This window comes from Bradyrhizobium sp. USDA 241 (assembly GCF_049739505.1).
Lineage (GTDB): Bacteria > Pseudomonadota > Alphaproteobacteria > Rhizobiales > Xanthobacteraceae > Bradyrhizobium > Bradyrhizobium liaoningense.
The window spans coordinates 456,032-468,850 of sequence record NZ_JBMGPZ010000005.1 but is presented as its reverse complement, the minus strand read 5'-3'; the positions used below and the strand labels follow the sequence as shown (position 1 = coordinate 468,850).

Below are 12,819 nucleotides of genomic sequence, written 5' to 3'. Positions count from 1 at the left end.
GTCAGTCAAATTCCTCCACCCGCGAGGCAGGACAAGGGACTGTTAGTTTGAGTTTGTTTCCCGGGCAAGAGCTTCAGCGGCTTCTTTGAGCCGATAGCTGCGTCCGTCGAACTCAAGCAGATGGCAATGATGCATGTCAATCGGCGTTTGACTGGGACCCCCTATCGGCCTCCAAAAGGGACCCCTTTGATCGGCGTGCTCTGCTGGTAGCGCTCGGGTCGTCGGAGCTGGTCGGGGTTGCGGAGACGGCGCGAGCGCGGGTTGTTTGAACATCGTCGCGGCTTTTGAATCGCCAGCTGTCGTTGCCGGTCTCGACGATGTCGCAGTGATGGGTCAATCGGTCGAGTAGCGCGGTGGTCATTTTGGCATCGCCGAACACGCTCGGCCATTCGCCGAACGCAAGATTTGTGGTGACAATGACTGAGGTGCGCTCGTAGAGCCGACTGATGAGATGGAACAAGAGCTGACCGCCGGATTGCGCGAACGGCAGATAGCCCAGCTCGTCGAGGACGATGAAGTCCATGCGGGTCAGATGCTCGGCGAGCCGTCCCTGCCGACCGTTGCGGGTTTCGGTCTCGAGCCGGTTGACGAGGTCGACGACGTTGTAGAAGCGTCCTCTAGCGCCATTGCGGATGCAACTTCTGGCGACGGCAATGGCCAGGTGTGTTTTGCCTGTACCGGTGCCGCCAACCAGCACGACGTTGCGTTGTTGGGCGATGAAGCCGCCGTCAGCGAGATCATTGACGAGAGTCTGATTGATCGGCGTGCCGTCGAACTGGAAGTCGGCGATGTCCTTGGCGAGCGGCAGCTTGGCAATGGTGAGCTGGTATTTGATCGACCTGGCTTGCTTCTCGTTGATCTCGGCGTTGAGCAGGTCGCCGACAATGCGCTGAGGTTCGTGCTGGCGCTTAACGGCAGTTGCCATGATCTCGTCGAAGGCAGCCTTCATGCCGTAGAGCTTGAGTTCGCCCATGAGGTCGAAGATTTGGGTTCGTTCCATCAGATGGTCCTCCGGAGGTTGTCGTAGCGGGCACAATCGGCGATCGGTGCATGACGGAGCGTCAGTGCGGCCGGCGTCATGATGTTGGCCGGTGGGGCGGGTTCACCTGACGGGCCAGGATATTGAGAACGACATCGGCGGAATGAACGCCATGAGCGACCGCCTCGGCGCAGGCGGCTTCCACCGCGGGCAATCCGTCTGTCAGCACCGCATTGAGGATGTCGACCATCTGTCGATTGCCATCGTCGGCACCGGCGAGTTTGCGCCGTACACGCTCAATCGCTGCGGGCAGCACCCAGTCCTTGAAGGGAGCGCCATTACGCAAGGCACCGGGCTTGCGCACCAGCGACGGGCACATAGTGCCAAGGGTCGTAGACCGTCTCGCCGCGACCGAATGATCGCGGGTGCTCGGCAACGATACGTCCATCCTGACGGATCACGATGCGATCGGCATAGGCTTGAACCTCGACCGGTCGTCCGACTGCGCTGGCTGCGACCGAGTACTTGTTGTTGTCGAAGCGCACCAGGCAGGTCTTCGAGACCGATGCCGTCACCGCATGGAAGCCGTCGAAGCGGCCGGCATAGGGAACGAGTTTGGGGCGTTCGGCTTCGAACACGTCCCAGATCGTCTGATCGGTCAGCTCCGGATGGCGATGAGCCTTGGCGTAGGCGATGCATTTGTCGAGCAGCCAGGCGTTTAACTCGTCGAGGGTTTTGAACCGCAGCCGCGGCGTGAAGAAGCGTTCCCGGACCAGCCCGACCTGGTTCTCGACTTGCCCCTTCTCCCAGCCCGACGCTGGCGTACAGGCGACCGGATCGACCAGATAGTGGCTGCACATCTGCAGGAAGCGGCGATTGTAGAGACGGCCTTTACGAGGGTGTCAGTAACTCGGTGTAAGATGGTTTCTGTGAGTTTACCTTTGACAGGAGACTCACATGGCTACGGATTTTTCACCTGAGATTTTGGACCAGCTTCTTGCCGGGGGCAGCCTCAAGCCAGAAGACTTAGCCGGCGAAGACGGGCTTTTCAGACGACTGAAGAAGGCGCTTCTGGAGCGCGCACTGGGTGCGGAGCTGACCCACCACCTTGGCTATGAGAAGGGCGACCCGGCGGGCCGCGGGTCGGGCAACAGCCGCAACGGCACAAGCAGCAAAGCGCTGTTGACGGACGACGGCGAGATCGAGATCGAGGTGCCGCGCGACCGCGCCGGCACGTTCGAACCGGTGATCGTCGCGAAGGGCCAGACCCGCTTCGACGGCTTCGACGAGAAGATCATCAGTCTCTACGGGCGGGGCATGACGGTACGGGAGATCCAGGGCCATCTGGCCGAGCTCTACGGCACCGAGGTGTCCCCCGATCTGATCAGCAAGGTCACCGACGCGATTCTCGACGAGGTCCGCGAATGGCAGAGCCGGCCGCTGGAAGCGATCTATCCGGTGGTCTTCTTCGACGCGCTCAGGGTCAAGATTCGCGATGAGGGGATGGTCAAGAACAAGGCAGTCTACGTCGTGCTGGGCATCACTGCATCGGGCGAGAAAGACGTGCTCGGGCTTTGGATCGAGCAAACCGAAGGCGCCAAATTCTGGCTCAAGGTCATGAACGATCTGAGGAACCGCGGCGTCGCCGACATCCTGATCGCCGTCGTCGACGGTCTGAAGGGCTTTCCCGAGGCGATCAACAGCGTCTTTCCCAAGGCGATGGTCCAGACCTGCATCGTGCATTTGATCCGCAACAGCCTATCCTTCGTGTCCTGGAAGGATCGCAAGGCGATCCTTCCCTCGATCAAGGCGATCTATCATGCCGAGAATGCCGACGCCGCTCTGCTCAGGCTCGAGGACTTCGAAGCCGAGTGGGGCAAGCGCTATCCCGCGATCGGGGCGGCCTGGCGCCGGGCGTGGGAGCACGTCATTCCGTTCTTCGCCTTCGCGCCGGAGATACGCAAAATGATCTATACCACCAACACGGTCGAGGCGCTGAACCGTTCGCTGCGCAAGATCATCAAAACACGCGGCAGCTTCCCCAACGACGAGGCGGCGATGAAGCTGCTTTACCTCGCCATCAGAAATGCCGGCATCCATTGGCGACGACCGGTTGCATGGACGGCCGCAATGGGCCAGTTTGCCATCCAGTTCGGCGAGCGCTTTGCAGGCTCAGCGGACTGACCCTATGGGGTCAGTCCGCTGACCCCGCAAACCCCTCACAGAGACGCTCTTACACAAAACTTCTGACACTCCCGCCTTTACCGACAAAGATCGTCTCCACCGCGGTCTTCATGTTGTCGTAGATGCCGCGGGTGCAGGTGCCTTTGAACAAGGCGAATGCCCGGTCGTGGGCGTCGAACACCATCTCCTGCGTCTCCCGCGGATAGGCCCGCACGAACAGCATGCGGCTGTGACAGAGCCGGACATGAGCAGCCTTCACCATCACCGTGGTGCCGCTCAGCAGGACGACCTCGTGGCTCCAGTCGAACTGGTAAGCTTCGCCGGGTGCAAAGCTCAGCGGCACATAAGCCGACGCTGTCGAGGTGCCGCGTTCCTTGCTCCACCGTCGTGCGTATCGACGAACCGCATCATAGCCGCCGGCATAACCCAGGCCGCGAAGCTCCTCGAATAGCCGGATCAGCGTCAGCCGTTCCCGCGCCGCCTTGCTCTCATTCCCTGCCAGCAACCGATCAAGCTCGGCACTCCAGGCACCCATCTTCGGGAGCGGCTGCGTCTCGCGCTCGTACCGGAACTCCGTCGCTTGAGAACGAATGACCTTGCGAACCACCTTCCGCGATACGCCAAGTTCTCGGCAGATCGCCTTGATCGGACGACCATCAACAAAGTAGGCGCGACGGATCTTACCAATCGTCTCCACCACCAGCATCCCAACCTCGGCTTCCATGACTCGATGGAAGCCACTGTGGACCCTTATCCCGGGGTCCCGATTGGATGCCGATCACCCCGAAAACGGGGTCCTTATTCCATGCCGAAACACAGCATTCTCCGGCATTCAAGGCGAAGGTTGCTTTGGCTGCGGTCAAAGGCGACAAGACACTGGCGGAGCTGGCGCAACTGTTTGATGTTCATCCGAACCAGATCACGATCTGGAAAAACCAGCTCCTGGAAGGCGCCGCCGGCGTGTTTGGGCATGACAAGACATCGGCCGAGACGCCGGTCGATTTGAAGGCGTTACATGCCAAGATCGGCGAGCTGGCGTTGGAAAACGATTTTTTGTCCGGCGCGCTCACCAAGGCGGGCCTGCTGAGCGCAAAGCGATGATCGACCGCGATCATGATCTTTCTATCGTGCGCCAGGCGAAGGTCCTGAAGCTGGCTCGCAGCACGGTCTACTATGAACCTCGGCCAGTTTCGGCCGAGGACCTTGCCTTGATGCGTCGGCTCGATGAGCTGCATCTCGATTATCCCTTCGCGGGAGCGCGTATGCTGCGATCGTTGCTGCGGCGGGAGGGCGTATACGCCGGTCGCCGCCACATCGCGACGCTGATGAAGCGCATGGGGATCGAGGCGGTCTATCGTCGCCCGAACACGAGCAAGCCGGCTCCGGGTCACAAGATCTACCCGTACCTGTTGCGCGGATTGAAGATCGAGCGGCCCGACCATGCGTGGGCAATGGACATCACCTACATTCCGATGCGGCGTGGCTTCGTCTATCTCGCGGCGGTCGTCGATGTGTTCAGCCGACGGGTCCTGGCCCATCGCGTCTCGATCACAATGGAGGCGGCCTTCTGCGTCGAAGCGGTCCAGGAGGCGTTGGCGAAGCACGGCAGGCCCGAGATTTTCAACACGGATCAGGGCAGCCAGTTCACCAGCCTCGAGTTCACCGATGTGCTGCTGGACGCGAAGATCGCCATCAGCATGGACGGCAAGGGCGCCTGGCGCGACAACGTGTTTGTCGAGCGGCTCTGGCGCACGGTCAAATACGAAGAAGTATATCTCCGCGCCTACGACAGCGTGTCCGAGGCGCGAGCGTCAATTGCCAAGTATCTGGCCTTCTACAATCAGGGACGCCCTCACTCGAGCCTTGACGGGCGCACGCCCGACGAGGCTTACTTCGGCACGCAAGCTATGGTGATGGCCGCATGACCGTCGCCGACGGTTTTGTCGTCGCTCTGGTCGGGCTACGCCCTCCCGACGCAACGACAAAACCGTAAAGCCCCGCGTTCAGCATAACCCGGCAGGAATCCACTTAAATCCAGCGGGGCGCTGTCCAAACAACCGGGGCCAGCTCTGTGATGTGATTCTAAAACTGCCGAGCAATAAGTTTCCCGGTCTTGTCGAAAACGAATACACCTCTTTGCAACTTGCTCGCTTGGCTGGTGTGAACGTTTCCGATGCTCGGCTCGTCGACATGAAGACGATCCAAGGTGTTCCGGAGAAATTTCGCGAACTCGGCGGGTACGCACTTTCTCTAAGCCGCTTTGACCGAGCCGCCGGCAATGTTCGCATCCATACCGAGGATTTCGCTCAAATCGCCGGAGCCATCGCGGACGACAAATACTTCAGGTGGAACCAAGAGACCCTTCTGCGCTCGATAAAGCGCTTTTCTAACGATCCGATCGGCGACGTGTTGGAAGGGTTGAGGCGGCTTGTTGTCGACGTCATGTTAGGCAATAGCGATGGACATCTGAAAAACTGGTCGTTCATTTACCCCGATGGACGCCATGCGCGACTAACGCCGGCCTACGATATCGTCTCAACCCTGACTTACCTCCACGATACCATGGCACTTAGGTTCAATGGCACCAAGGACCCGAAAATCGTGGACACTGCGCGCCTCCGCCGCATCGCTCCCTTCATCGAGGTGGACCTAAGGGTGTTGGAGCGTGAAATGCGGCAGACCGCAACACGCGCTCTAGATACCTGGCCAAAAGAATTGAAGGGTCTGCCTGCGTCGGATGCCACGCAAGATGCAATCCTGTCCCGGTTCGGTTCGCTGGCACTCGTGCGAGAGGTTAGGCCATCGATGGTGCGCGGCCACGACGCGAGCACAGCGCCTGCGGAAAAATCCAGCACCGCAAAGGTAGGCGAAACGGATTTGCCGGAATAGCAAGCTCTCAGGTGCCAATGCGGTCGATCCACTTGCGAAGCAAGGGCACCGGGAAACCTTCTCCATAGCCTTCGGCGACCGTCTTCTTTTCGTGTTGGTCTGAGCCCCGCAAACTCCTCCAAGAATGGGTAGAGTCCGTCACCTCTGAGGAGATGGACCATGAAGCCAAGTCGGTTCACGGAAGAGCAGATCATCGGGATTTTGCGGGAGCAGGAGGCGGGTGTGGCGACGGCTGATGTCTGCCGCAAACACGGGATCTCGAGCGCAACATTCTACAAATGGAAGGCCAAGTACGGTGGCCTGGAGGTATCCGATGCCAAGCGGCTGAAGGCATTGGAGGACGAGAACGCCAAGCTGAAGAAGCTCCTGGCCGAGGCAATGCTCGACAACGCCATGCTCAAGGACGTTGCGTCAAAAAAATGGTGACGCCCGCCGCGAGGCGAGAGGCCGTCGCTCATCTGCGGACCAACTTCGAAGTGAGCGAACGGCGGGCGTGCAAAGCCTTGGGGGCAGATCGCGCATCGGTGCGCTATCGCAACGGGCGAGCCGATGATGCGGCCGTACGCGCCCGCCTGCGCGAGCTGGCGGCCATCCGCCGCCGGTTCGGCTACCGTCGTCTGCTGGTGCTGATGCGCCGCGAGGGGCTGGTCATGAACCACAAGAAGTTTCGACGTCTGTATCGCGAGGAACGGCTGCAAGTCCGCCGGCGTGGCGGCCGTAAACGGGCGCTCGGCAGCAGGGCGCCAATGGCGATCCCGCAAGGCGCCAACCAGCGCTGGAGTCTCGACTTTCTGTCGGATGCGTTCGCCGATGGCCGACGGTTCCGGATTCTGGCTGTGGTCGACGACTTCACTCGCGAATGCCTGGCGCTCGTCGCCGATACTTCGCTGTCGGGCCTGCGGGTCACACGCGAGCTCGATGTCATCATTGCCTGGCGCGGCCGGCCGGCGATGTGCCTGTCCGACAACGGCACTGAGCTGACCGGAATGGCCGTGCTGCGCTTCAGCCAAGAGAGGCAGATCGAGTGGCACTACATCGCGCCCGGCAAACCGACCCAGAATGCCTTCATCGAGAGCTTTAACGCCCGCCTGCGCGATGAACTTCTCAATGAGACGCTGTTCACTTCGCTCGCACAGGCGCGAGCCGTGCTGGCGGCCTGGAAAGACGACTACAACAACGCCCGGCCGCACAGCGCCCTGGGCAACCTCACGCCGACCGAATACGCCAAACGCAACGCTCTTGGGCCGCAACGGGACGGGACGCTGCGCTATGCCGAGGGCTCCGCGCCCCGCCCCGTTGCTTCACCGAGCCCCTTGGGCTCATATTCAACCGGGACTCTTTCCATTGCTGGATGAAGCGAGGGGCTCAGACCAGTGTCCAAGCAGCGCCCACCGATAGTCTTGCGGGCAGCCAGCGGCGCGCAGGTGATCCTGAGCTCGGTGTCGTAGAGAATGGTCTCTCCGACCGCGAGGTGTTCAAGCGAACGCACGCACTATCCGGTGCGGCTGACGTGCGCCGTGCTCGGGGTCTCGGCGGCCGGCTATTACGCCTGGCGCGAGCGCCCGGTGAGCGCCCGTGCGACGTCCAATTCCGCGCTACTGGCTGCGGTCCGGCAAGTCCATCAAGACAGTGGCGGACGCTATGGCAGCCCACGGGTCCATGCCGCTCTGCGGGTACAGGGACGTGGCGCCAGCCGTGGCCGGATCGAACGCTTGATGCATCGGCACGGCATCCGCGCCATCATGGCATCACCGCGTCGCGTTCGGACCACCGACAGCCGCCACGGCCTGCCGATCGCGCCGAACCTCATCGAACGTCGTTTTGCAGCCGCGGCCCCAAACCGGATCTGGCTCGCCGATATTACCTACATTCCGACTGCAGAGGGCTGGCTCTACCTGGCGGCCATCATGGACGAGCTATGCGGGAAACTGGGTGATGACGGAATGAGATAGGCGGCGTATCGAGGCGGGTGTCGAGCCTGCCAGAACCTCAAGGAGAGCGATACGCCATGAACGAGCATAGCAACATTGTCCCACTGCGTCAGCCCGATGAGATCGACGATCCACTGACGAATATTTTGCGATCTGGAGCTCGGCAGCTGCTTGCGCAGGCTGTCGAGATGGAAGCCGAGGCGTTTCTCGCCGCGATGAAGGGCTTGAAGCTTCCCGATGGCCGCGACCGCCTCGTGCGACACGGCCATGGTCCAGTGCGGACGATCCAGACGGGGATCGGCGCCGTCGAAGTCGCCCGGGTAAAGATTCGCGATCGCGCGGTGACCAGCGATGGCGAGCGGATCCGCTTCACCTCGGCGATCCTGCCGTTGTGGGTGCGCGTTTCGCGGGATCGTGAGCGCGGATTTCAGGGGATCGTGAGCAGAGATTTCAGACGATCGTGAGCAACGATTTCGCGGGATCGTGAGCAAGGCTTTCGCCCCGCGGGTCACTTCAAATTCCTCCGGGTGTGGTCAGTCAAATTCCTCCACCCGCGAGGCAGGACAAGGGACTGTTAGTTTGAGTTTGTTTCCCGGGCAAGAGCTTCAGCGGCTTCTTTGAGCCGATAGCTGCGTCCGTCGAACTCAAGCAGATGGCAATGATGCATAAGGCGATCGAGGATCGTCGTGCTCATAGTGTTGTCCCCAAGGTATGCCCCCCAATCCTGCACGACGCGATTGGAGGTGACGATGACGCTGCGGCGCAGTTTGTAACGCTGATGGATCAGGGTCTGCAGCAAAGTGCCGGCGTCGTCGGGGATGGCGCGTGCGAGGAATAGATCGTCCAGCACGAGGAGATCGCAGTCGATGATGGTTCGCAGCCGGACCTCGCGTTGTGCCGGAGAGTTCAGGGCGTAGCGGTGGAAGAAGTCGTCGGTCTCAAGATACTGGACCTTGTGGCTTTGCAGGATCGCCTGATAGGCAATCGCCTTGGCGATGTGCGACTTCCCGGTGCCAGGTTTGCCAACAAGCAGAGCGTTCTCGCCAGCGGCAATGAACGCCAGGGTGTGGAGCTGGAAGCAGGTCTGACGTGGCAGTTTGGGATTGAAGGACCAGTCGAACTCGGCGAGCGTCAGCTTTTCGTCGAGCCCGGATTGCTGGTATCGCCGCTCGATAAGACGGGACTGACGACGGTCCAGTTCATCCTGCAGGATAAGGGAGAAGGTCTCGAGGAAGGGCTGGTTGGCGCCCTGCGCCTGGAGCACGCGCGTCTGCAGCGTGTCGCGGACACCCGACAGGCGCAGCTGTCGTAGGCAACGCTCAATTTCCGGCATGGTCATCATGTGGCTAGGTCTCCAGTTTAAGGTGAGAAGGTGCAGCGGGAGCGCTCGTGGCGCCGGAGTTGGCCGGGGTTGCGCAGGCGACACGAGCGCGGATTGCCGTGGCGTGATCGTCGTGAGCCTCGGCCTGCCGACCATTGTCGTCGGCGTCGCGCCGCACAGCGCGGCTGAAGAGGTCGCCGTATTCCGCGGGGGTACGGATCAGCGGATGATCCTGGGTGAGCGGCGATGCCGGCTGTGGCGTCACTCCAACCTGCTCGATCGCCTGTTCGAACAACCGCTCGACGGTCGCACGCACGTGCTTGTAGCGGTAGATGCGGTTGTCGATGGCGTGCGCGCAGGCCTGCTCGACCAGCCGCGCCGGATACTTCCGGCCCAGCCCGACAATGCCCCACATCGCGCGCTGTCCGGGGCGCCCTTCGGTGTCGAACACCTGCTGGCACAAGGCCCTGGTCTGCGGTCCGATGCGCTCGGCGCTCGCCAGCAGCACGGCGGTTTGCCGCGACGGGTTGAACGGCCGTTCGCTGGTCGGCAGGACGACAGAACCGGGGTGCGCCATCCGGGAATGAACACGCAGCAGCGCACGGGTGTGGCGATCACGGATCTCGATCGTGGTGGTGTAGATGCGCACGACGACCTGGCTGCCGATCGGCGCGGGCCGCGCGGCGTAATAGCTGTTGTCGACGCGTACGGTGGTGTCGTCGCAGACAGTCCGGACGACTTCGGTGAAGATGCGGAAGGGAGCGACAGGCAGCGGCCGCAGGTGCGGCTTCTCTTCCTGGAACATCGCCTCGACCTGACGGCGCGTGCTGCCGTGGATGCGTTTGGAAGCCCAGTTCTCCTCCCAGTGCCTCAAGAACTCGTTTTGCGCCTCCAGCGTCTCGAAGCGCCGTCCGGCCAGCGCAGTGCCCTGGGTATGTTGAATCGCATTCTCGACGCATCCTTTCCGATTTGGATCGGCCACGCGCGCGGGATCGGCGACCACGGCGTAATGAGCCAGCATCGCGCTGTAAATCGGGTTGAGCTGGGGCTCGTACAAATCCGGCTTGAGGACGCCTTCCTTCAGGTTGTCGAGCACGACATAGCTGGGGACCCCGCCAAAATACCGGAACGCCTCTTCGTGGAGCTGCGCCCAGACTTGTTGGCTGGACTTCCAGACTACCCGCCGGAAGCTGCGCCGCGAGTAGCGTAGCGTCATCACGAACAGGCGGGGACGACGGTACCGCCCGCTCTTCGGATCAACCGTCGGCGCGCCCTCGCCATAGTCGACCTGAGCTTCCTCGCCGGGGAGGAACTCAAGACGATCAAACTGCTCAGGATCAGCGTGCCGCAACCGGCGCACAAACCGCTTGACACTCTGGTAGCTGGACGGAAAGCCAAATTGATCAACCAGGTCCTGGTAAATCGCCTGCGCGTTCCGCTTCAGCCGGACCTGTTCTTCGATCCACGTCCGATGCGCTTCGCAAGCCGAACGGGCCAGGCTGCTGGTGACCGTCGCTTCCGATGTCCCAAAAGCCGGTGGTCGGGGTGGAGGAATTTGGCCGTCCGCGCTCACCGAGCCGGTGGTCACTTCCCCGGGGGAATTTGCCTCCGCACCGGCCCGCAGCGCCTGATAACGCCGGATCGTCTTGCGATCGACACCCGTCAGCCGGTGAATCTCGCGCTGGCTGGTGTTGCGATCAAGTAATGTAAGTACGGTGCTTTGCAGATGTCGCTTCAAGACGTTCAACTCCCCGGCCCCTTGCTGGCTAAAGGGGTCGAACATAAACGTCCTGCCTGACCGGCTACTGCTGTTCAGCGGCGCTGACGGCGATCATCAGGTGGGGGAGTTTCAAGTGACCATACCCGGGGGATTTTGACCGACCCACGGGGGCTTTCGGAGCCTTGCAGCGCTTCGGCCGACAACTCAACCGGCTTAGGGATGACCTCGTGGTTAACGAGGAAGTCCAATGCCTACCCAGAGATTGTCGATGCGCCGGATCAAGGAAGTCCTTCGGTTAAAACATTTTCAAGGCCTGCCAGAGCGGGCCATCGCGCGGAGCGTGGGCGTCAGCAACGGCGTTGTGCACAGCTACCTGAGCCGCGCCCGCTCTGCTGGGTTGAGCTGGCCGCTTCCGGAGGGAATGACCGATGAAGACCTGGAGCTTTTGCTTTTCCCGGCCCCACGACCAGCGTCTCAGAGCCCGCAGCGGCCGGTGCCCGACTGGAGCTACATCGATAAAGAGCTCCGCCGGCGCAACGTAACCCGTCGCCTGCTCTGGGAGGAGTATCGCGCCGTTAATCCCGACGGTTTCGGGTACACGTGGTTCTGCACTACCTACGAGGCCTGGAAGGGGCGGGTCCGACCTTCGATGCGGCAGATTCATCTGGGCGGCGAGAAGGTGTTCGTGGATTTCGCCGGCGACACCATCGACATCGTCGATCCCCTGACCGGGGAAGTGCAGCCGATGAAGCTGTTCGTCGCGGCGATGGGCGCTTCGAACTACACCTACGCCGAGGCCTGCCCCAGCGAGAGCTTGGCCGACTGGATCCGGGCCCACGTCAACTTGTTCACGTTTTTGAGCGGAACGCCGACGTTCGTGGTCTGCGACAACCTCAAAGCCGCCGTCAGCAACCCCGACCGCTACGATCCCGGCCTCAATCGCACTTATGCCGAGATGGCGAGCCATTACGGCACGGCCATTCTCGCCGCACGGCCGCGGCGCCCAAAAGACAAGGCGAAGGTCGAGGTCGCGGTGCAAATCGCCCAGCGCTGGATTCTGGCCCGGCTGCGCAATCAGCGCTTCTTTTCCCGGGCCGAGCTCAACGCCGCCATCAAGACACTCGTCGACGAACTCAATGCTCGTCAAATGCGTGGCTTCGGCTCAAGCCGCGCCGAACTGTTTGCCGAACTCGACAAACCCAAGCTAACCCCGCTGCCAGATCAGCCTTATGCCTTCGCACGCTGGAAGCGCTGCCGCCTCGCTCCCGATTATCATGTCGAGGTCGACGGCCATTGGTACTCCGCGCCGTATCGTCTGATTGGCGAGCTGGTCGATGCCCGTATCGACGATCGGACGGTCGAGATCTTCCACAAGGGCCAGCGGATCGCCAGCCATGCCCGCGCGCCCAACCGACGCGGACACACCACCATCGCCGACCACATGCCCAGCGCCCATCGCCGCTACGGCAAATGGACCCCCGCCGCGGTGATCGCCGCCGGCGAGCGGATCGGTCCTTCGACAGCAGCGTTTTTCCAGGCCGTGATCGACGCCCGCCCCCATCCAGAACAAGGCTTTCGAACCTGCCTTGGCATTCTGGCGCTCGTCAAAAGCTACGGCGCCGAACGCCTCGACGCAGCCTGCCGGAGGGGCATCCTCATCAAGGCGCGCTCCGTCGCCTCGATTAGATCGATCCTCCAGAACGGCCTCGATCGCACGTTCTTCGACGAATCTTTCGAGCACCAGCCCCTGCGCCACGGCAACATCCGCGGACGCGACTACTTCCACTGAAGCAAG

Annotated in this window: 8 protein-coding genes and 5 pseudogenes; 7 read left to right on the top strand and 6 right to left on the bottom strand. The window is 61.7% G+C overall.

Features of this window, described 5'->3' with window-relative positions:
* Positions 1–42: 42 nt before the first annotated feature.
* From ABIF91_RS23935 to ABIF91_RS23925, 3 genes and pseudogenes are all read right to left on the bottom strand, one after another.
* Positions 43–135, bottom strand: a pseudogene (locus ABIF91_RS23935) (ATP-binding protein); the annotation flags it as partial.
* 1 nt (position 136) lies between these two features.
* Entirely contained in the window at positions 137–1,000 is an 864-nt protein-coding gene (gene istB / locus ABIF91_RS23930; protein ID WP_038952122.1) for an IS21-like element helper ATPase IstB, read from the bottom strand.
* A pseudogene (locus ABIF91_RS23925) lies at positions 909–1,866 on the bottom strand (Mu transposase domain-containing protein); the annotation flags it as partial. The pseudogene ABIF91_RS23925 and the gene istB (ABIF91_RS23930), both read right to left, overlap by 92 nt.
* A gap of 70 nt (positions 1,867–1,936) precedes the next feature.
* Here ABIF91_RS23925 and ABIF91_RS23920 point away from each other — a divergent pair.
* The gene (locus tag ABIF91_RS23920) at positions 1,937–3,163 is read left to right on the top strand and encodes an IS256 family transposase (protein WP_424578759.1); all 1,227 of its coding nucleotides are present in this window, start codon (positions 1,937–1,939) and stop codon (positions 3,161–3,163) included.
* Positions 3,164–3,239: 76 nt separating this feature from the next.
* Here the strand turns inward: ABIF91_RS23920 and istA (ABIF91_RS23915) are convergent.
* Positions 3,240–3,869 (bottom strand): annotated as a pseudogene (gene istA / locus ABIF91_RS23915) (IS21 family transposase); the annotation flags it as partial.
* 65 nt (positions 3,870–3,934) lie between these two features.
* Between istA (ABIF91_RS23915) and ABIF91_RS23910 the strand changes: the two are divergent.
* The 5 genes and pseudogenes from ABIF91_RS23910 to ABIF91_RS23890 all read left to right on the top strand — a co-directional run.
* Positions 3,935–5,088 (top strand): IS3-like element ISRj2 family transposase gene (locus tag ABIF91_RS23910; RefSeq protein ID WP_424579432.1). Its coding sequence is split into 2 segments (ribosomal slippage): positions 3,935–4,211 and positions 4,211–5,088, totalling 1,155 coding nucleotides; the frame shifts between segments, so codons are not numbered across the junction.
* Between the two features lie 151 nt (positions 5,089–5,239).
* Positions 5,240–6,052 carry a type II toxin-antitoxin system HipA family toxin gene (locus ABIF91_RS23905; protein ID WP_424579431.1) on the top strand — a complete coding sequence of 271 codons (813 nt, stop codon included), beginning with the start codon at positions 5,240–5,242 and terminating at the stop codon, positions 6,050–6,052.
* 159 nt (positions 6,053–6,211) lie between these two features.
* Positions 6,212–7,407, top strand: a protein-coding gene (locus ABIF91_RS23900) for an IS3 family transposase (RefSeq protein ID WP_424578816.1) whose coding sequence is annotated in 2 segments (ribosomal slippage) — positions 6,212–6,460 and positions 6,463–7,407 — 1,194 coding nt in all. Because the reading frame shifts where the segments join, the coding sequence is not laid out codon by codon here.
* Between the two features lie 138 nt (positions 7,408–7,545).
* Positions 7,546–8,001, top strand: a pseudogene (locus ABIF91_RS23895) (IS3 family transposase); the annotation flags it as partial.
* A gap of 59 nt (positions 8,002–8,060) precedes the next feature.
* Positions 8,061–8,438: pseudogene (locus ABIF91_RS23890) on the top strand (IS256 family transposase); the annotation flags it as partial.
* A gap of 119 nt (positions 8,439–8,557) precedes the next feature.
* On the opposite strand, the gene istB (ABIF91_RS23885) reads toward ABIF91_RS23890, so the two are convergent.
* Both istB (ABIF91_RS23885) and istA (ABIF91_RS23880) read right to left on the bottom strand, forming a co-directional pair.
* A complete protein-coding gene (gene istB / locus ABIF91_RS23885; protein ID WP_038952109.1) occupies positions 8,558–9,325 on the bottom strand; it encodes an IS21-like element IS1631 family helper ATPase IstB in 768 nt (255 codons plus the stop codon).
* A gap of 4 nt (positions 9,326–9,329) precedes the next feature.
* Complete coding sequence (istA, locus tag ABIF91_RS23880; protein WP_100214066.1) at positions 9,330–11,087, bottom strand: IS21-like element IS1631 family transposase; 1,758 nt, start codon at positions 11,085–11,087, stop codon at positions 9,330–9,332.
* Positions 11,088–11,271: 184 nt separating this feature from the next.
* Between istA (ABIF91_RS23880) and istA (ABIF91_RS23875) the strand changes: the two genes are divergently transcribed.
* Entirely contained in the window at positions 11,272–12,813 is a 1,542-nt protein-coding gene (istA, locus tag ABIF91_RS23875; protein WP_060907903.1) for an IS21-like element ISFK1 family transposase, read from the top strand.
* The last annotated feature ends 6 nt before the right edge of the window (positions 12,814–12,819 follow it).